The sequence below is a fragment of the Gallaecimonas mangrovi genome (genome assembly GCF_003367375.1).
Classification (GTDB): Bacteria; Pseudomonadota; Gammaproteobacteria; order Enterobacterales; family Gallaecimonadaceae; genus Gallaecimonas; species Gallaecimonas mangrovi.
The window spans coordinates 1,817,590-1,838,116 of the sequence record NZ_CP031416.1; the positions used below are offsets into that span (position 1 = coordinate 1,817,590).

Annotated in this window: 15 protein-coding genes; 9 read left to right on the forward strand and 6 right to left on the reverse strand. The window is 54.3% G+C overall.

The features are described from left to right. Nucleotides 1-5: 5 nt before the first annotated feature. Complete coding sequence (gene ppsR / locus DW350_RS08655) at nucleotides 6-818, reverse strand: posphoenolpyruvate synthetase regulatory kinase/phosphorylase PpsR (RefSeq protein WP_115718482.1); 813 nt, start codon at nucleotides 816-818, stop codon at nucleotides 6-8. A 166-nt stretch (nucleotides 819-984) separates the two neighbouring features. On the opposite strand from ppsR, the gene ppsA reads away from it, so the two are divergent. Continuing rightward, nucleotides 985-3,324 carry a phosphoenolpyruvate synthase gene (gene ppsA, locus DW350_RS08660; protein WP_336407000.1) on the forward strand — a complete coding sequence of 780 codons (2,340 nt, stop codon included), beginning with the start codon at nucleotides 985-987 and terminating at the stop codon, nucleotides 3,322-3,324. Between the two features lie 44 nt (nucleotides 3,325-3,368). On the opposite strand, the gene DW350_RS08665 is transcribed toward ppsA, so the two are convergent. The 4 genes from DW350_RS08665 to DW350_RS08680 form a co-directional block, all read right to left on the reverse strand. Beyond that, on the reverse strand, nucleotides 3,369-4,142 hold the full coding sequence (locus DW350_RS08665; protein ID WP_115718484.1) for a DNA/RNA non-specific endonuclease: 774 nt from the start codon (nucleotides 4,140-4,142) through the stop codon (nucleotides 3,369-3,371). 201 nt (nucleotides 4,143-4,343) lie between these two features. After that, the gene (locus tag DW350_RS08670) at nucleotides 4,344-4,985 is read right to left on the reverse strand and encodes an outer membrane beta-barrel protein (RefSeq protein ID WP_115718485.1); all 642 of its coding nucleotides are present in this window, start codon (nucleotides 4,983-4,985) and stop codon (nucleotides 4,344-4,346) included. Nucleotides 4,986-5,212: 227 nt separating this feature from the next. After that, nucleotides 5,213-5,857, reverse strand: a complete 645-nt coding sequence (locus DW350_RS08675; RefSeq protein ID WP_115718486.1) for an outer membrane beta-barrel protein — start codon at nucleotides 5,855-5,857, stop codon at nucleotides 5,213-5,215. 136 nt (nucleotides 5,858-5,993) lie between these two features. After that, on the reverse strand, nucleotides 5,994-7,757 hold the full coding sequence (locus tag DW350_RS08680; RefSeq protein WP_192954861.1) for a cation:proton antiporter domain-containing protein: 1,764 nt from the start codon (nucleotides 7,755-7,757) through the stop codon (nucleotides 5,994-5,996). 232 nt (nucleotides 7,758-7,989) lie between these two features. Between DW350_RS08680 and ydiJ the strand changes: the two genes are divergently transcribed. From ydiJ to ilvC, 8 genes are all read left to right on the forward strand, one after another. Next, complete coding sequence (gene ydiJ, locus DW350_RS08685) at nucleotides 7,990-10,989, forward strand: D-2-hydroxyglutarate dehydrogenase YdiJ (protein ID WP_115718488.1); 3,000 nt, start codon at nucleotides 7,990-7,992, stop codon at nucleotides 10,987-10,989. Continuing rightward, nucleotides 10,986-11,342, forward strand: a complete 357-nt coding sequence (locus tag DW350_RS08690) for a hypothetical protein (protein ID WP_115718489.1) — start codon at nucleotides 10,986-10,988, stop codon at nucleotides 11,340-11,342. The genes ydiJ and DW350_RS08690 overlap by 4 nt, the downstream gene beginning before the upstream one ends. 354 nt (nucleotides 11,343-11,696) lie before the next feature. Then, complete coding sequence (ilvG, locus tag DW350_RS08695; protein ID WP_192954878.1) at nucleotides 11,697-13,337, forward strand: acetolactate synthase 2 catalytic subunit; 1,641 nt, start codon at nucleotides 11,697-11,699, stop codon at nucleotides 13,335-13,337. Between the two features lie 3 nt (nucleotides 13,338-13,340). Continuing rightward, nucleotides 13,341-13,562 (forward strand): ACT domain-containing protein, encoded by a 222-nt coding sequence (locus DW350_RS08700; RefSeq protein ID WP_226911418.1) that lies wholly within the window; start codon nucleotides 13,341-13,343, stop codon nucleotides 13,560-13,562. Further along, a complete protein-coding gene (locus DW350_RS08705) occupies nucleotides 13,559-14,494 on the forward strand; it encodes a branched-chain amino acid transaminase (RefSeq protein ID WP_115718491.1) in 936 nt (311 codons plus the stop codon). The genes DW350_RS08700 and DW350_RS08705 overlap by 4 nt, the downstream gene beginning before the upstream one ends. Next, nucleotides 14,481-16,307, forward strand: coding sequence for a dihydroxy-acid dehydratase (gene ilvD, locus DW350_RS08710; protein ID WP_115718492.1), 1,827 nt, complete (start codon nucleotides 14,481-14,483; stop codon nucleotides 16,305-16,307). Before DW350_RS08705 ends, ilvD begins: the two co-directional genes overlap by 14 nt. Further along, entirely contained in the window at nucleotides 16,301-17,803 is a 1,503-nt protein-coding gene (gene ilvA / locus DW350_RS08715) for a threonine ammonia-lyase, biosynthetic (RefSeq protein WP_115718493.1), read from the forward strand. Before ilvD ends, ilvA begins: the two co-directional genes overlap by 7 nt. A 13-nt stretch (nucleotides 17,804-17,816) precedes the next feature. Beyond that, complete coding sequence (ilvC, locus tag DW350_RS08720; protein ID WP_115718494.1) at nucleotides 17,817-19,253, forward strand: ketol-acid reductoisomerase; 1,437 nt, start codon at nucleotides 17,817-17,819, stop codon at nucleotides 19,251-19,253. A gap of 78 nt (nucleotides 19,254-19,331) precedes the next feature. Here ilvC and DW350_RS08725 read toward each other — a convergent pair whose 3' ends face one another. Beyond that, nucleotides 19,332-20,366: a Glu/Leu/Phe/Val dehydrogenase dimerization domain-containing protein gene (locus DW350_RS08725; RefSeq protein ID WP_115718495.1), complete on the reverse strand. Its 1,035-nt coding sequence runs from the start codon at nucleotides 20,364-20,366 to the stop codon at nucleotides 19,332-19,334. Nucleotides 20,367-20,527: the final 161 nt, after the last annotated feature.

Genomic DNA, 20,527 nt, shown 5'->3' on the forward strand with positions numbered 1-20,527 from the left:
CTTTTTTAATACTTGTTACGTTCAAGCCCGGTGTCTTGCAGGATATGGGCAGAGATTTCTTCCACCGAATGGCGGGTGGTGTTTAAAAAGGGAATGCGTTCCTTTTTAAATAACAGCTCCACCTCTTTGGTTTCCATTCGGCATTGGCGTAGCGAGGCATAACGGCTACCGGGCGCCCGTTCGTGGCGAATTTGCGCTAGGCGCTCAGGGTCAATCACCAAACCATAAAGCTTGTGCTTGTGCTCTTTTAAGGCACTGGGCAATTTCAGGTTGTCCATGTCTTCTTCGGTAAAAGGGTAGTTGGCGGCCTTAATACCGTACTGCAGCGCCAAATAAAGGCTGGTTGGGGTTTTACCGCAGCGCGACACCCCAATCAGAATGATATCGGCATCGCTGTAATAGCGGGTCACGGCGCCATCGTCGTTGGCCATGGCGTAGTTCACCGCTTCAATACGGTGATGGTAGGCATCGTCCATCATGCCGTGGGAGCGGCCAATTTTCGGGTCGGCTTTTACCCCTAGCTGCACTTCCAAGGGATTAACGAAGGTTGAAAGGATGTCATAAAAAATGCCATCGCCTTCTTCGATAAGGCTTCTTAACCGTGCATCGACGATGGTGTGGAAGATCAGCGGCCGTTGGCCTGTTGTAATAAAACTACGGTTTATCTTGTCTAAAACGCGCGCAACCTGGCGTTCGTTGTCGACGAAGGGTTCGGTAAATTGTTTAAACTTTACAGGGAATTGCGACAATAGCGCGTGACCGAAAACCTCGGTCGTGATGGCTGTTCCATCAGAGACAAAATAGACGTGCCTATCCATTAAAAAGCCTTTATGTAGACTGTTAACAACGTGAAAGACAAACGTTTTACCGTTCGATAATCGGCAGTGTATGATGGCCGCGCGCTTATGCACAAACCCTTCAGCTGGAAAAACTCAGGGAGTCCCGACAGTGCAAGATTATGTTCTCTGGTATCAAACCCTTGGCATGGACGACGTTAACCGAGTAGGTGGCAAAAATGCCTCGCTTGGGGAGATGATCAGCCATCTAACGGATTTAGGGGTTCAAGTACCAGGCGGCTTTGCTACCACTGCTCACGCCTTTAATCAGTTTCTTGAACAAAGTGGTGTCAACGCCAAGATTTACGATCTCCTCGACAAACTGGACGTTGATGATGTGAATGCGCTGGCAAAAGCCGGCACCCAGATCCGCCAATGGATCATCGACACTCCTTTCCAGCCGGAGTTGGACCAAGCCATTCGTGATGCCTACCAGCAGCTGACTGGCGAACATGGTGACGCCGTTTCCTTTGCGGTGCGTTCTTCCGCGACCGCTGAAGACATGCCCGATGCCTCTTTTGCCGGCCAGCAGGAAACCTTCCTGAACGTGCGCGGCATTGACTCGGTAATGGAAGCCATCAAGCACGTTTTTGCGTCCCTCTTTAACGACCGCGCCATTTCTTACCGTGTACACCAAGGTTACGACCATAAAGGTGTCGCCCTATCTGCCGGTATTCAGCGCATGGTGCGTTCCGACATCGCTGCTTCCGGGGTGATGTTCACCATCGATACCGAGTCCGGTTTCGACAAAGTGGTCTTTGTTACCTCGGCCTACGGCTTGGGTGAAATGGTGGTGCAGGGCGCTGTAAACCCTGACGAATTCTATGTGCACAAGCCCACCCTGGCCGCTGGCCGCCCGGCCATTTTGCGCCGCACCCTGGGCTCTAAAGCTGAGCGCATGGTGTATTCCGGTGATGAAGCCCACGGCAAACAGGTGAAGATTGAAAAAATCGACGCCAGCGACCGCCTGCGTTTCTCGGTCACCGACGCTGAAGTAGAAGCCCTGGCTAAACAAGCGGTGATCATCGAGCAGCACTATGGCCGCCCGATGGACATCGAATGGGCCAAAGACGGCCTTGATGGCAAGCTTTACATCGTTCAGGCCCGTCCTGAAACCGTGCGCTCTAACGAGTCTGGCCAAGTGCTGGAACGTTTCAGCCTGAAAGGTAAGTCTGAGGTTATCGCCGAAGGCCGCGCCATCGGCCACAAAATCGGTGCCGGTACCGCCCGCGTTTTGGCCTCCATTAAAGACATGGACCAAGTGAAGCCCGGCGACGTACTGGTAACTGACATGACCGACCCAGACTGGGAACCGATCATGAAGCGCGCCAGCGCCATTGTGACCAACCGCGGTGGCCGTACTTGCCACGCTGCCATCATTGCCCGTGAACTGGGTATTCCGGCGGTAGTGGGTTGTGGCGATGCTACCGACCTTATTAAGGACGGCCAGGCTGTGACCGTCTCTTGCGCCGAAGGCGACACCGGCTTTATTTACCAGGGCCAGCTTGAGTTTGCCGTGGAAACCTCGGAAGTGGGCAAAATGCCCGCGCTGCCGATGAAAGTAATGATGAACGTCGGTAACCCTGACCGCGCCTTTGATTTCTGCCGTCTGCCAAATGCCGGTATCGGTTTGGCACGGGTGGAATTCATCATTAACCGCATGATTGGTGTACACCCTAAAGCCCTGTTGAACCTCGACGAGCAGCCTGCTGCCCTTAAAGCCGAAATCGAAGAGATGATGGCGGGCTACGACAGCCCTCGTGAGTTCTACATCACCAAACTGGTTGAAGGTATTGCCACCCTGGCCGCCGCCTTTAGCCCAGAGCGCGTTATCGTGCGGATGTCTGACTTTAAATCCAACGAGTACGCGAACCTGGTGGGTGGTGAAGCCTATGAGCCCCACGAAGAGAACCCGATGATTGGTTTCCGTGGTGCCAGCCGTTACATCAGCCCGGAATTCCGCGACTGTTTTGCCATGGAATGCGAAGCCATTAAGCGCGTGCGCAACGACATGGGCCTGACCAACGTTGAAGTGATGATCCCCTTCGTGCGCACCTTAAGTGAAGCCGAGAAGGTGATTGAACTGCTGGGCGAACAAGGCCTGAAACGCGGTGAGAACGGCCTTAAAGTGATCATGATGTGTGAATTGCCGTCCAACGCGCTGCTGGCCGACAAGTTCTTGGATCATTTCGATGGCTTCTCTATTGGCTCCAACGATTTGACCCAGCTGACCCTGGGCCTGGACCGCGACTCCGGCATCATTGCCCACCTCTTTGACGAGCGTAATGAAGCGGTGAAGGCGTTGCTGGAAATGGCCATCAAGGCCGCTAAGGCGCGTGGCAAATACGTTGGCATTTGCGGTCAGGGACCTTCTGACCACGAAGACTTTGCCGCTTGGCTGGTCGCCCAGGGTATTGACTCGGTATCTTTGAACCCCGATACCGTGGTGGATACCTGGCTGTATCTGGCAGAACAGCATAAAGCCTAACGGCAACGATAAAAAAACCCGGCATTGGCCGGGTTTTTTTATGTTTAGTTACAACCCAGCGCGCTGGTTAAGCCACCGGTTTGGCCTTCAACTGCCGATTCCTTATAAGAGGCCAGCTCCGGCATGATATTCAGGCCGCTGCGGCTTTCCACTTCGTCCACAGTGACCTCCTTGGCGCAGTAGTCATCAGCACGGCCGCTGTCTTGCTCCATGATAAAAGCCGAGGCTTCTATCCAGCCGTTATCGTTGGTCATCACCACCTTAAAATAGCCCGACGGAATGGTATGGCTTTCGTCCGCCTCTGGCAGAGTACCGAAGTACCATTCGTACAGCGGCCCTGTGACCACATACACATCCTGGCCGGTGCGGGCAAAGTCGCGCACTGCACTTTCTAATGCTTCCCAGGGGCCCTGATTAAGGTTTGATGATTGCGGAGTGATGTTCGACAGGTAATTGGTCATTGCCCAATCGCTGGTGTTGCTAAAGGCTGCCAGTGGCACTTGATGGCCGCGGTCGGTTGCCAGTACGGCGTTGGCATCGGTGTAATCGGCAGGCTCTAGGGTGTCGGCACTGTCAATATCAGGGTCGGCTTGCCAATTACGGCTATGGCTGCCGCCATCAATGGTGCTGGCGGTCACTTCATACGCTGCCCAGTCGGCAAATTTGGTGGTGGCGTTGTTCTCCAAGGTATAGATACTGCGCACTATGGTTTGGCCGGATTTACCGGTGGGGCAACCTAGCAGGCAGTTTTCTGCCAGGGCAGAGCCGCAAAACAACACGAGGGCGGCACAAATAGAACGGCTGATGTTGGTTTTCATAAACACTCTCACTGTGGTCAAAAACGCCACAGTGACGTGTTTTTGTTAATTTTTGGTTTCTTTTTGTTGAAAGTTTGATTTTCGTAGGTATTTGTTTAAACAGAGGTTTTTAACAGGTTTTCGGTTGTTTACACCGGCTTTATACTGCCAAGCCCGCAGATCTTTGCCGATAAAAAAGCCACCTTGCGGTGGCTTTTTTAATCAGTAGCTGTAGCGCACACCTAACTGCACGCCCGGCTCATCAAGGCCGCCCCATTTGCGGTAGCGCAGGTTGCCTTCAACAGCCCAGTGGTCGGAAACGTTGAAGATGTTATCAACCGAATATTCCTGCTCGGGTTTACCAAAATCGCTGTATCGGTAGGCAGGCTGTACGCGCCAGATATTGTTGACGCGATATTGCAGGCCAACTTCTGCCGAAGCGCCGCTATCGTCGCGTTGCAGGCGATAGCTTAGGTCGTTGGGGGCCCCGTCCAGCTTGTGCTCAACGTTATAGGTTGCCACCCCAACCGAGCCGTAAACACTCAGTGCCGGATTGATGGGCTGGAAGTAACCGACGCCAGTGTAGCTTTGAAAAATATCGTCTTTGGCATGGGTGCCGTAATCGCCCTTGGTTTGTACAAACCAGTTACCAGCAACATTCCAGGAACCGTTGTAGTAGGCACCGTACATGTCTTGGTCGTCGTGGCTATAGGCATCGCCAAAGTACTGGTCGGTGCCTTTTTCGTTGAGGTGGGAATATTGCACACCACCAGACAGGTAGCTGTAAGAATCAACCGGTGCTGCGAAGACCGCAGGAGAGGCAACAGTGCCGGAAAGAATAGCGGCAGCAAAAAGTTTATTCATGGTGTAAATCCTCAGCAATTGAGAGTGCGAGGGCTACGTTACGCCGTGATCGCTGTCACGAAAATGAATAAAAGAACAGTGTTTTTTTAGGTGAATGAACTGTTCTGTTAAGTGTTATCTGGCTGTTTTAAAAGGTTATTTGTGAATGCTGGCTGTCTTTGCCCGGTTGGCGTGGCTTATCGGCATAAAAAAGGCCAGCCGTCGCTAGCCTTTGTTACCGTGGTTGCTTAGAAACTGTAACGCACACCGATTTGCACACTCGATTCGTCCAAGTCGCCCCAGTGGCGGTAGCGCAAGTTACCTTCTAGCGCCCAGTGGTCGGAGATCTGGAAGATGTTATCGATACGGTATTCCTGCTCGGGGGTACCAAAGTCGCTGTAACGGTAAACCGGTTGCACGCGCCATATCTCGTTGACCTTATAGCGAAAGCCAACCTCTGCTGATGCGCCGGTATCGTCGCCTTGCAACTGTATGCTGGTGTTATTGGGGAGGCTATCGAGCTGATGGGTGGCGTTGTAACTGGCAACCCCCACCGACGCAAACAGCCGCAGTCTGTCGTTTACATGCCAAACATAGCCAAGGCCTGTATAGCTTTGGAAGTAGTCGTCATTTGCCTTGGCGCCATAGTCGCCCTCGGTTTTCACAAACCAGTTACCGGTGAAGTTCCATGCGCCTTGGTAGTAAGCGCCGTAAAGGTTTTGGTCGCTATTGGCAACGTCTTGGCCAAAATACGGGTTACTGGTGCCTTGGGGATTAAGGTGGCTGTATTGCAAGCCACCGGCTAAATAATCGAAACCGGTATTGGTATCAGCCAGCGCCAAAGGGGCAAATACCCCAGCCAAAACCGCGGGTATTACAATGAATCGAGACATGAATATTCCCTAACTCTGCCGTTATTCGCGGCCTCAGAGTAGAGGCCGTTTTATTACGGTTACCTGAATGGGTTAGGGCTGCCCTTGATGCTCCTCACAGTGGGCAATTTAAGGATAAATGCCAAGAAAATCAGCATTAAAGGTCGGAAAGGTCAGAATCTTGGCGCAGCAGTTTCGCCAGCTCCCGCCGGCTGGCCCGCACCAGCCTTATACGCTCTTCTTCATTCTCGACATGCTCGACCGCAGAATTGAGCAGCGCCTCATCGTGTTCGCGAAACTTCTTGATGATGTCTAACGCTTCTGACTCGGGAATACCCAGCTCTAACAGCGTCGATTGCGTGGCCTGCAGGCCAGCATTAAAGGTTTCCCTAAACACATGTTTGATGCCGAGCTGCTTAAGCTCAATGGCGTGTAAGCGGTCAATGGCACGCACCAGCAATTTCAGGTTCGGAAAACGAATTTGGCAAAGGGCGACAATGGCCATGGAGTCGCGCTTGTCATCTACCGCCACCACCAGAATGTCAGCTTCATGGGCGCGGGCTTTGTCTAACAGGTCATATTCGGTGGCATTACCCAAAAACACTTCAGCGCCGTAGCGCCTTACCAAGGCAATATGGGTAGCGTTTTTATCCAGCGCCACAAAGGGAATGCGGTAGGCGGCCAAAACCCGGCCAACAATTTGCCCAAAGCGACCAAAGCCGGCAACGATAACCCGAGGCTTGTTTTCGGGCGAAGGGGTAGGGGCGTCATCCGGGGCTTTGGCCTTGCTGATGCACCACTTACGCACCCAACTGTAGAGCCAAGGGGTGAGGATCATCGACAGGCCGACAACCAGCACCATCAGCTCTTGCTGGTCTTCACTCATCAAGCCTGAACTGCCCGCTTGGCCTGCCATAACAAAGGCAAATTCGCCGCCTTCACTGAGCAGCACCGCAAGTTGCAGCGCGTTTCGCCAGTTATGACCCCAAATACGCGCCAGTGGCCACAGCACCAGAATTTTCACCGCAAAGAACAGCGCCATGGCCACCAACACGTTGAGCGGGTGGGTCCACAGCAGGTTCAGCTTTAAGGTCATGCCGATGGCCATAAAAAACAGCCCCAGCAGCAACCCTTTAAAGGGCTCAACGTCGGCATGCAATTGATGGCGATAAGAAGAGTTGGCCAGGAAGGTACCCGCCAGGAAAGCGCCCATACCGGCTGAAAGGCCGATTTCGTCCATCAACCAGGCGCTGCCCAGTACCAGCAGTAAGGCTAACGCCGTCAGCACTTCCCGGACGTTGGATGCCACTACCGCCTGCATCAGGCGGGTAAGGCCGTAGCGGGCAAAAAGCGCTACCGCCACTAACACCCCAACTATCACGTACCAAGGCGCCAGGTGGGTTTGGCCGCCGCCAGGGGAAAGTGCTGCCATCAGTAGCAGTAGTGGTACCACCGCCATGTCTTGAAACAGCAAAATGGCAAAGCTGTCCTGGCCCTGTTTGGAGGTAATAAGGCCGTGTTCTTTAAGAAGCTCTACGGCAAAGGCGGTTGATGAAAGTGAAAGTGCCGAGCCCAACACCAAGGCGCTTTGCCAACTTAACTGAAAAGCCATACCGATGGCGGTAAAGGCCGCGGTGGTAAGAACCAACTGCCCGGAGCCGAAGATAAAAATGGCATTTTTAAGCTGCGCCACCCGGCTAGGTGATAATTCCAGCCCGAGGACGAACAGCATCATAATGATGCCAAGCTCTGAGATTTGCAGCACGGTGTCGGCGTCGCCAACCAAGTTGAATACCGAAGGCCCCAAAATAAGGCCCAGGGCTAAATAGGCCAGCACCGGGCTCACATTCAAACGCCGAAACAACGGCACACCGACCACGGCGGCCAGTAAAAAAAGCAAGATCAGCTCAGGGTTGGACATCGACCTTTCCAATGGCATAGGGGGAGGCAAGCAGTCTGCCAATTTTCGCTAAGACCGCCGCTAGACACAACACAGAGCGACCAGCAAATTCCCTTTATTTATCTGATGTTGGCCAATTTTAGAAGATTGTTGTTGGGCGGTGGCTCAGGTAGGAAAGATTCGCAGCAAGAGGGCGCTTTCGGCTGGCCTATCTTTGATATACTGCCCGAAAACAATCATCAGCCGCTGCATTATGATCCCTAGAATCGACACCTCGCCGCAACTGTCCGCAAGCTATCAGCATTATTTGGCAGATCTTTCCAAGGCCGGTTTTAAAGGTGAAATTGAAACCCGCTACAGTGAGCGGTTAGCCGTGGCCACCGATAACTCGGTTTATCAGTTATTGCCACAAGCGGTGGTTTTGCCGCGCGACCATGATGACGTGCTGTTGTTAGCCCGCATTGCCAAAGCGCACCCAGAGGTGGTGTTCTCTGCCCGTGGCGGCGGTACTGGTACCAATGGGCAAAGCCTTAATACCGGTTTGATGGTGGATTTGTCGCGGCACATGCGCGGCATTATTGATTTCAATGCCGAAGAAGGCTGGGTGAAGGTACAGGCCGGGGTGATTAAAGACCAGCTCAACGCCTTTTTACGCCCCCATGGCTTTTTCTTCGCCCCCGACCTTTCTACCTCAAACCGCGCCACTATCGGCGGCATGATCAGCACCGACGCCTCCGGCCAGGGCTCCTTGGTTTACGGTAAAACCTCAGACCATGTGCTGGCCATCAAAGCGGTGACCGTTGACGGCGACGAGCTTAAAACCGGCAAGATGGCGGTGTCAGAGCTGGCAACTCTTGACGGCAAGCTTGGCGAGCTTAGCCGCACCATTGCCGAGCGCTTAAAACAAAAACGGGCCGATATCGTTAACACCTTTCCTCGCCTCAACCGCTTTTTAACCGGCTACGACCTGGAACACGTTTTTGACGAAAGCCTTGAGCATTTCGACCTAGGGCGGCTTATTTGTGGCGCTGAAGGCTCTTTGGTATTTGTAACCGAAGCCAAGCTGCACGTTAACCGCATCGAACCCTATAAAACCCTTATTAACGTCAAATACGACAGCTTTGAAAAAGCGCTGCGCAGTGCGCCTTTAATGATTGAGGCCAAAGCCACGTCGGTGGAGACCATGGACTCCAAGGTGCTCAACCTTGCCCGTGAAGACATCATTTGGCACCAAGTCAAAGACCTGATTAGCGATGTCCCCGGCGCCGATATGCAGGGCATTAATATCGTTGAGTTTAACGATACCGATGCCAAAGCCCAGCAAGCGAAGGTGGCGGAGATTTGTGCAAAACTTGACGCCGCCGTTGGCAGCGACAGCGGCATCATTGGCTACCAAGTTACCCAGGACTTGGCGGAAATAAACCGCATTTATGCCATGCGTAAGAAGTCGGTAGGTTTATTGGGGGCGGTTAAAGGCCGCGCCAAACCGCAGCCCTTTTCTGAAGACACCGCGGTGCCGCCAGAAAACCTCGCTGATTTCATTATGGAATTTCGGGCGCTGTTGGACAGTAAAGGCCTTTACTACGGCATGTTTGGCCATGTTGATGCCGGGGTTTTACATGTGCGCCCCGCGCTTGATTTAATCGACCCTGAGCAAGAAAAGCTCATGCGCGAGGTGTCAGACGACGTGGTTGCCCTAGTGGCCAAATACGGCGGCCTGATGTGGGGTGAGCACGGTAAGGGCTTTCGGTCTGAATACGGCCCCACCTTCTTTGGTGCACTGTGGGACGAGCTTCGCTGGGTGAAAAGTCAATTTGACCCCCATAACCGCATGAACCCGGGCAAGGTGTGTATTCCCCTCGAAGATGGCCACCAGCTAGTGTCGGTAGACGGCCCCAAGCGCGGCGCTCAAGACCGGCAAATTCCGGTGTCGGTACGTGACAGTTTCAGCGGCGCCATGACCTGTAACGGCAATGGCCTTTGCTTTAATTTCGATGCCACTACACCGATGTGCCCAAGCTACCGCATTAGTGGTGACCGGCGTCACTCACCTAAGGGCCGGGCCGGCTTAATGCGCGAATGGCTGCGGCTGTTGGCAGAACGGGGTGTTGACCCGGACCAGCAACTGCTACAAAACAAAAAGCTGCCTTTTTTCAACCGCCTGCGTAATACCTTTAGCGGTGAGTACGACTTTTCAAAAGAAGTAAAAGAGGCAATGGACGGCTGCCTTGCCTGTAAGGCCTGTTCCAGCCAGTGCCCCATTAAAGTGGATGTCCCCAATTTTCGCGCCCGCTTTTTAGACCTTTACCATCAGCGCTACCTGCGGCCTTTAAAAGACCACATGGTGGCCAATGTGGAGCAAAGCACGCCGCTGATGGCACGGTTCCCGAAAACCGTTAACGCGCTATTGCAACAAGGCTGGGTGAAGGGCGCCCTTAAAAAGACCCTTGGCATGGTTGATACGCCGCTGCTGTCGGTACCCACCTTGCATGACCAATTAAGCGGCCATGGTGCCCTCGATTGGGATTTACAAGCCCTGGCTCGCCACCCAGAGAAAGACAAACTGGTGCTGGTTGTTCAAGACCCCTTTACCAGCTACTACGACGCCCCTGTGGTGGCTGATTTGGTGCATTTTATTGAGAAGCTGGGCTTTATTCCCAAACTGGTGCCTTTTAAACCCAACGGTAAGGCCGAACACGTTAAAGGCTTTATGGCCCGCTTTGCCAAAACCGCCGCAAGTGGTGCGGCCTTTTTCAATGCGCTGAGCCAACTTGAGGTGCCCTTGGTGGGGGTAGATCCGTCCTTGGTGCTTTGCTATCGCGACGAGTACCAAAAAGTGCTGGGGGATAAGCGCGGCGACTTTAAGGTACTGTTAGCGCAAGAATGGCTTGCAGAGCTGCCTGATAGCGTTTTTGCCGTCATTAAAGGGCAGGGCAGTGCCACCTTGTTTGGCCATTGCACCGAAAAAACCGCCTTGCCGGCCAGCGAAAAAACCTGGCAGCAGATCTTTGCTAAAGCCGGCCATCAGCTGGCGGTGGCCAACGTTGGTTGCTGTGGTATGGCGGGCACTTACGGCCATGAAGCCGAGCACCTGGACGATTCCAAGGGCATTTATGGCCTGTCATGGCGCCAGGCAGTAGCCAACGCCGACACGGTGCTGGCCACCGGGTATTCGTGTCGCTGCCAGGTAGGGCGCATGGAAGGTAACAAACCCCTTCATCCCATACAGTGGTTAATGGAGCAGTGCCAATGAAATGGCTGAGATGGATATTGTATTTACTGGTGTTGGTTGGCCTTAACTGGGAAGTGGATAGCGGTTGGCATTGGCCTACCGCCATTTTGCTGACCTTTGTCTTTGTGGTGGTGTTGTTTGAATGGGCGCTGACGGTAAGAAGCGGTAGGCAATTAGGGGAACTGCGCGAGCTAAAAGTGGCCGGTGACACCCTGATTTTGAAGTTTGACTCGCTATCGTTGCTGGTTGAGCGCAAGCATTTACAGCCGGTGCATGGCGGCTTTTTGCTCAACACCCGTGCCTTTAAGTTGCACCTGAAAAGCCGCGAGCTATCTGAAAAAGATAATAAGACCCTGCAATCTGCTTTACCTTAGCGTCAACTCGCCAAAAAGATGGCTGGAAGGCCATCTTTTAACCCCTTGTTTTTAAAGAGGTTAAAAAAAGGCGAAAAAAAGCCTTGTGCCGTTTAAGTTTTACATGCTAGTTCTATTAGCACTTTCGCAACGTTCAAGCAGAGCCTTACTGTGAACACCTTTACACAAAAAGCAATTCTCGTCGTACTCGTGCTCGTGGTGGTGATTATTCGCCAGCCGCGCGGGGTGCTTTTGTGTAAACGCTAACGAAAGCAAGATTCTAAAAACCCCCGCGCTGAGAAGCCCGGGGGTTTTTTCGTATAAGGGCCAAGGAAAAATACAGTCATGAACCAAGCCAGACCGATAGTCGACAGCATCACCGGCGCCCAAGCCCTGGTTGAATGCTTGCAAGAGCACGGCGTCCACACCCTGTTTGGGTATCCGGGCGGTGCCATCATGCCCATCTACGACGCGTTGTACGAAGCCGAGCTTAACCATGTGTTGTGCCGTCATGAACAAGGTGCCGCCATGGCGGCTATCGGTTATGCCCGTGCCACCAACCGCGTTGGGGTGGTAATGGCCACGTCTGGCCCAGGTGCTACCAACTTAATCACCGGCCTGGCCGACGCCATGATGGATTCCATTCCCTTGGTGGCTATCACCGGCCAGGTAGCCCGAGCGGCCATCGGCACCGACGCCTTCCAAGAAATCGACGTTTTAGGTTTGTCCTTAGCCTGCACCAAGCACAGTTATCTGGTTGACGATCCCGAAGACTTGCCTCGTATCATCGAAGAGGCTTTCACTTTGGCCCAAAGTGGTAAACCCGGTCCGGTGCTGGTTGATATTCCCAAAGACGTACAACAAGCCGCCTTTAGCCGCCAACCGAAAACCACTGCCACACCCGCGCCTACCCAGGTTGATTTTGCGGCCTTAAACCGCGCTGAAACCTTGCTGCGAAATGCCAAAAAGCCTATCGCTTACATCGGCGGTGGCGTCGGGATGAGCGATGCAGTGGAAGACATGCGAGGCTACCTGGCGGCAACTGGCATGCCTTGTGTGGAAACCTTAAAAGGCCTGGGCAGCGGCGGTTTGGACTATCCATTCAACCTGGGCATGTTAGGCATGCACGGCAGCCGTGGCGCCAATATGGCGGTACAAGAATGCGATTTGTTGTTGGTGGTTGGTGCCCGCTTTGATGACAGGGTTACCGGTAAACTGGACGAGTTTGCCCCCCATGCCCAAGTCATCCATGTGGATATCGACGCCGCCGAAATGAGCAAGCGCCGCCACGCCGATGTGGCCCTGGCCATGGACGCCAAAGAAGCGCTGAAACACCTGGCCCAAGTTGAGGTTAATAGCGATTGGCAACAGCACTGCGCCGACTATAAGGTCAACCACTCGTTTACTGCTCCCCGTGCCCCAGACCATATCCACGCCCCATGGCTGCTGAGCGAGCTGTCACGTAAAGCCGGCCGCGATGCCCGGGTTTGCTGCGATGTGGGCCAGCACCAAATGTGGGTGGCGCAGCACATGCAGTTTGACCATCCCACCCGCCACATTTCATCCGGCGGCCTGGGCACCATGGGTTTTGGCTTGCCTTGTGCCATTGGCGCCAAACTGGCTTGCCCGGAAACCCAAACCATTCTGGTGACCGGTGATGGCTCCATCATGATGAACATCCAAGAGCTGGCCACCATCAAACGCATGAACCTGTCAGTCAAAATTTTGCTGCTGGATAACCAGCGCTTAGGCATGGTGCGCCAATGGCAAAGCCTGTTCTTTGAAGGCCGCCACAGCGAAGTGGATTTGTCGGATAACCCTGATTTTCTGACCATTGCCAGCGCCTTTGGTATCCAGGGCGAACGGTTAAGTCACCCCGACCAGGTCGAGAGTGCCTTAGACCGCTTTTTGGCCGCTAAAGGTAGTTATTTCCTGCATGTCGCCATTCCCAGCGAGCTGGGCGTATGGCCGCTGGTACCGCCAGGTGCCGGTAATCACCAAATGATGGAGGCCTAAGCCGTGGCCCAGAGCACTTTGTATATCACGTTGCGTCCGGCCCCTGCCGCCTTGGAACGCTTGCTGCGCACCGTGCGTCATCGTGGTTTTGAGATGACACAAATGCAGTGGCAACCGGAAGGCGTTCGCCTGAGCGTTAAACACGAACAACCCTTGTCACATTTGACTCGCCAGCTGGAAAAGCTTGCTGACGTGGTTTCCCTAACAGAGGAAGAAGCAGTATGAACCGCGCGGACTTTATATGGATGGATGGACACATGGCACCTTGGAGTGAAGCCCAGGTCCATCCCATGAGCCATAGCATGCACTATGGCACAGCGTTTTTTGAGGGCGTTCGCGCGTACGACACCCCCACCGGGCCGGTGGTTTTCCGCCACCGTGACCACATGCAGCGTTTAAAAGACTCTGCCAAGATTTACCGTTTCACTATTCCTTACAGCATTGACGAACTGATGGCCGCTACCCGTCAGGTGTTAAATGCCAACAACTTAAAAAGCGCTTACATCCGCCCCTTGGCGTACATGGGGGAAGTAGGCATGGGCGTGGTGCCCAGCCATATGGATATGTCGGTGCTGATAGCCGCCTTTGCCTGGGGTCAATACCTAGGCGCTGCCGCGCTAGAAGAGGGCGTTGATGCCTGTGTTTCCTCCTGGAACCGGGCAGCGCCCAATACCTTCCCAACCGGCGCCAAGGCGGCGGGTAACTACTTGTCTTCATTGCTAATTGCCACCGAAGCGCGCCGTAACGGCTACCACGAAGGTATCGGTCTTGACTCGCGGGGCCAGGTGTCTGAAGGGGCAGGCGAGAATATCTTTTTGGTGAAAAACGGCGTGCTTTATACGCCGCCGGCTACCGCCTCAATTCTGCCAGGGATCACCCGCGACAGTATCGTGAAATTGGCTAAAGCTGAGGGCTTGGACGTGGTGGAAGGCGCCATCGCCCGCGAAGGGCTTTATGTCGCCGATGAAATCTTTTTTACCGGCACTGCTGCCGAAATCACCCCGGTGCGTTCCATTGACCGCAGCCCGGTGGGCGATGGCAAACGTGGCCCTATTACTGAACTGATGCAAAAACGTTTCTTTGGCCTTTTCAACGGCGAAACCAAAGATCAATGGGGTTGGTTAGACCCTGTGGAGGAAAAACATGCCGCAGCGTAGAAGTGACACCACCCTAAAAGGCCGCCGTAATGCCGGGGCTCGCGCCTTGTGGCGCGCAACCGGCTTAGGCGATGGCGACTTGAAAAAGCCCATTATCGCCATTGCCAACTCTTACACCCAGTTTGTGCCGGGCCACGTGCACTTAAAAGATTTAGGCGAACTGGTGGCGGGCGCGGTGCGTGAAGCCGGCGGTACGCCGCGGGAATTTAATACCATTGCCGTGGACGACGGCATTGCCATGGGCCATGACGGCATGCTCTATTCGCTGCCTTCTCGTGAGCTGATTGCTGACGCCGTTGAAACCATGGCCAATGCCCATTGCGCCGATGCCCTGGTGTGTATTTCCAATTGCGACAAAATTACCCCCGGCATGTTGAACGCGGCGCTGCGTTTAAATATTCCCACTGTTTTTGTTTCCGGCGGCCCCATGGAAGCCGGTAAAACCAAGCTGTCTGACCAAATCATCAAGCTGGATTTGGTTGATGCCATGGTTAAAGCGGCTGACCCCAATGTCTCTGACGCCGATGTTGAGCAGGTAGAAAAGTCAGCTTGCCCTACTTGTGGCGCCTGCTCTGGCATGTTCACCGCCAACTCCATGAACTGTTTAACCGAAGCGTTGGGTTTGGCCTTACCGGGCAATGGCTCGATGCTGGCTACTCACCAAAAACGCCAAGGGCTGTTTTTGGAAGCCGGTAAACGCATCATGGAGCTGGTTGAAGCCTGGTACGACAAGGGTGATGAACGCGCCTTGCCGCGCAATATTGCCAACCGGCAAAGCTTTATGAACGCCATGTCGATGGATATCGCCATGGGCGGCTCTACCAATACCATCTTGCATTTGTTGGCTGCTGCCCAAGAAGGGGAAGTGGATTTTGGCCTGACCGATATCGACGCGCTTTCTCGCAAGGTACCGCAGCTTTGTAAAGTGGCGCCGGCGACGGCCAAATACCACATGGAAGATGTGCACCGCGCCGGTGGGGTTATGGGCATCTTGGGTGAGCTTGCCAAAGGCAACTTGCTTGATACCAGTACCCCTAATGTGCGCGGCGAAACCTTAGGTCAGACCCTGGCCGCTTTTGAAACCGCTAAACAGTCCGAGTTTTATCTTGCCGGGCCCGGAGGCATCCCCTCCAGTACTGCTTTCTCCCAGAACAGCTACTGGCCTTCTCTGGATCTGGACCGTGACCAAGGCTGTATCAGAAGCGTCCAGGGCGCCTACCGTCAAGACGGAGGCCTGGCGGTGTTAACCGGCAACCTGGCGCCCGCTGGCGCCGTGGTAAAAACCGCCGGTGTTTCCGATGAGCAGCTGCATTTTGAAGGCCCGGCCCGGGTGTTTGACAGCCAAGACAGCGCCGTAGACGCAATTTTGGCGGGCCAGATCAAAGCCGGTGACGTGGTGGTTATTCGTTTTGAAGGTCCGCGCGGCGGCCCGGGTATGCAGGAAATGCTGTATCCCACCAGCTATTTGAAATCCATGGGCCTGGACAAAGCCTGCGCGCTTATTACCGACGGCCGCTTTTCAGGTGGCACTTCGGGGCTGTCTATCGGCCACATGGCGCCGGAAGCGGCGGCCAAAGGCCCGCTGGCGCTGGTCGAAGAAGGCGATACCATCGTTATTGATATCCCCAGCCGTGAATTGTCGGTGCAATTAACCGACGCCGAACTGGCCGAGCGCGCTAAAACGGCAACCTACCGGCCAGGGCCTCGCCAGCGGCAGATCAGCTCTTGGCTTCGCACTTATTCCCTGCTTGCCACCTCGGCCGACAAGGGCGGGGTGCGGGATAAAGACATCCTGTCGGGGGCGCCATGCTAGACGGCTACGGTTATCTGCGTGAAGCCCTGTGCTCGCCGGTTTACGAGGTGGCCAAAGCCACACCGGTAAATCGGTTGGCAAGGCTGTCTGAACGCTTGGGCCAAGAGGTTTGGCTTAAGCGCGAAGACTTGCAACCTGTGCACAGTTTCAAGCTGCGTGGTGCTTACCACAAAATTGCCAGCTTGCCCCGGGATTGCCCCGGGGTTGTTGCGGCTTCCGCCGGTAACCATGCCCAGGGAGTCGCCTTGTCTGCGCGCGCGCTGGGGTTTAAAGCCATTATTGTGATGCCTACCCAGGCGCCGTCCATCAAGGTGGATGCCGTAAAGGCCTTGGGGGCAGAGGTGGTGCTGTTTGGTGACAACTTCGACGCCGCCAAAGATCACGCCATGACCTTAAGTAGCCAACAAGGCTTTGCGTTTGTAGCGCCCTTTGATGACGAAAAGGTTATTGCTGGCCAAGGCACCTTGGCGCTGGAACTCATTAAAGACTTGCCCAAGCTCGATGTAGTGTTTCTGCCGGTTGGCGGCGGCGGCTTGGCCGCCGGTGTTGCCGCCATTATCAAGCAGTTAAAGCCGCAAATTCGGGTGGTGGCGGTTGAGCCTGACGATGCCGCCTGTTTTAAAGCGGCCTTTGAAGCCGGGGCGCCGGTAACCTTGCCCGAGGTTGGCAGCTTTGCTGACGGCGTGGCCGTTAAACGCATTGGCAGCGAAACCTTCCGGGTGATGAACCAGTTTGTAGACGAGGCTATCACGGTCAGTAACGACGCCATTTGCGCCGCCATTAAAGATATTTTCGAAGATGTGCGGGCGGTGGCAGAACCGGCCGGGGCCTTGTCGCTGGCCGGGCTGAAGGCCTGGTGTGAGCAGCACCCTGAATTTAAAGGCCAGGTGGGCGCTGTGTTATCGGGGGCCAACCTTAACTTCCATTTGCTGCGCCAAGTTTCCGAGCGCTGCGATTTAGGTGAAGGCACCGAAGCCGTCTTGGCCGTTACCATTCCGGAAAGGCCCGGTAGCTTTTTAGCGCTATGCCAAACCTTAAAGGGCAGGGCGGTAACCGAATTTAGTTACCGCTACCGCGATACCGCTAAGGCGCAAATTCTGGTGAGTGTACGCACCGGCTCTATCAATGAGCGCACCGCCCTGGTGGCGGATGTTGAAGCCCACGGCTTTGACGTGCTGGACCTGTCGGATAACGAACTTGCCAAGCTGCACGTGCGTTACATGGTGGGGGGCAAGCCACCGGTGCACCGCAGCGAAAATTTATACAGCTTTGCTTTTCCCGAACACCCCAAAGCGCTGCTGTCGTTCCTTGAGAACTTAGGTAGCCAGTTTGATATTTCACTTTTTCACTACCGCCATCACGGCGCCGACGTTGGCCGGGTACTGGCTGCTTTTGCCGACGCCGACCAAAACAGCCTGACCCGGCACCTCGATTCCATCGGGTACCCGTATCGGGCAGAAGATGATAATCCCGCTTATAGCCGATTTTTATGTTGAAGGAGCAAGACCAATGACCGCATTTCACCAAAAGCCCCTGCGTACCCAGCTGCAGGCCCTGCGCCAATGTTATCCCGTGCCGAAAAGTGCCTTTAGCGATGGGGTAGAGGTGCTTAAGGGTAAGCAAATCGTGGTACTGGGCTGCGGTGCCCAAGGGTTAAACCAAGGTTTGAACCTGCGTGATTCTGGCTTGAATGTGGCTTATGCGCTGCGCCAGTCTTCCCTTGCTAGCAAAAACGCCTCTTACCAGCGCGCTACCGAAAATGGTTTTGAAGTGGGCTCCTTTGAAGAGCTGGTGCCCAAGGCCGACCTTATCATGAACCTGACCCCGGACAAGCAGCACGGCCCGGTCGTGAACGGCATTATGCCGCTGATGAAAAAAGGCGCCACCTTGGGTTATTCCCACGGTTTTGACGTTATCGAAGCCCAGCGTGAAATTCGTGAAGACATCACCGTTATCATGGTGGCACCCAAATGTCCTGGCACCGAAGTGCGCGCCGAATACTTGCGTGGTTTTGGTGTGCCGACACTGATTGCTGTTCACCAAGACCCAGAAGGTAAAGGCCTGGCCTGGGCTAAAGCCTGGTGCGCCGGTACCGGTGGCCACCACGCCGGGGTGCTGCAATCGAGCTTTGAAGCGGAAGTAAAATCGGACCTGATGGGTGAGCAAACCGTACTGTGCGGCCTGCCGCAAGCCGTGTGTGTGGCTGGCTTTGAGCGTTTGGTTGAACTGAATGTGCCTGCCGCGCAAGCCGCGTCTTTCTACCAGTTTGGTATCGAAAAGGTATCGGAAAGCATGAAAGCCGGTGGCGTACGTTTAGCCTTTTCCAAACTGAGCCCTGGCGAGCGAGTCCATGCCCGTCGTCAAGCCGACAAAATTAAAGCCGCGTTTCGTCCGCTGTTTGAAAAACACATGGACGACATAATCGGTGGCCAGTTTGCCGAAGGCATGATGGCCGACTGGGCCAAAGACGACATCGACTTGCTGACCTGGCGTCAAAACACTGCAGAAACCGGCTTTGAGCAAGCACCGCCCAGCAGCAATTTCGAGTTGGATTTTGACCGTGCCACCGGCCTGGTTGCCCTTTTTGCGGCAGGCGTAGAGCTGGCTTTTGAAGTGATGGTAGAAGCTGGCATCAGCCCTGCCTCTGCTTACTACGAGTCACTGCACGAGCTGCCACTGATCGCTAACACCCTGGCGCGCCGGCGTTTGCACGAAATGAACGTGGTGATCAGCGATACCGCCGAATACGGTAACTACCTGTTCTCTAACGTTGCCACCGGCATTGTTAAAGACATTATGAGCGGTTGGGATCTGAAGGAACTGGGTGAGGGCGGTCAGTTCGATGAGGTGGACGACGCTACATTGTCACTGGTAGACGAGCAGAATCAGAACCACCCCATCGAAGCTATCGGCGCATCCTTGCGCGCTTACATGCGGGAACGTTAATTCAAGTTGTGATACGTCAGGGGACGGAGCCCCACATTGCAGTAACACAAACTCATGGCCCCTTGGTTGGGGCCTTTTTTATTTCCCGCCGCGGGCGATGATTTCGCGCGCCATTTCGTCGGCAATCATACCGGTTGGCTTTTGCTGGTCGTCACCGCGGGCAAAGATATCCATCAAGGTATTGTAAATTTCTTCAACCTTGGCGGTGGCTTTGGCTTTGTCGTAATCCTTTTCAAAGGACACGTTGATAATGCCGCCAGCGTTGATAACGTAATCAGGTGCATATAAAACACCTTTCTCACGCAGCAGCTGGTCGTGGCGGGCCTCGGCCAGTTGGTTGTTGGCGCAGCCAGCAATGATGGTGGCTTTAATACGGTCAATGGTGTTGTCATTGACGGTGGCGCCCAAGGCGCAAGGCGCGTAGATATCCACGTCTTGGTCGTAGATGTCATCCAGGCCAACAACAGTAGCACCGAGCTGGGTTTTGGCTTTTTCAAGAGCAGCTTCGTTGATGTCAGTGACGAACAACTCGGCGCCTTCTTTTACCAGGTACTCGCACAGGTAATAACCCACTGAGCCCAGGCCCTGAACGGCCACTTTTAAACCGGCCAGGCTATCAATGCCGCGCTGATGTTTAACGGCTGCTTTAATACCCAGGTAAGTGCCCAGAGCGGTGAACGGAGAAGGATCGCCAGACAAACCTTCACGGCCAGCAACAAAATCGGTTTCTTTGTTGATGTGCGCAATATCGGTGGTAGAAGTACCCACGTCTTCGGCGGTGATGTAACGGCCACCCAAGGAATTTAAGAAACGGCCAAAGGCGCGGAACAGCGCTTCTGACTTCATGGTTTTGGCATCGCCGATAATAACGGACTTACCGCCACCAAAAGGCAGACCGGCCATGGCATTTTTGTAGGTCATGCCACGAGACAAGCGCAGTACGTCGGTCAGAGCTTCATCGTCTGAGGCGTAGCTCCACATCCTACAGCCGCCAACAGCGGGGCCACAGTTAGTGTTGTGAATAGCGATGATTGCCTTAAGACCGGTTTCGATGTCATGGCAGAAGGCAACTTCTTCATGACCATCAAACGCTGAGTGATTAAATACAGCCACGTCTTTGTTCTCCGTAATGAGTGCGCAGGGGCACCATGATGTAATGCTAGTTTACCCTTGAGTAAACTTTTAGTTAGGTGCAACGGACCGCGCACATGGTAGAGAAGTCTTTTCGCCGTGACCAGCCACCTATACGGTTATTGTGATACTTGCCGGAGGAT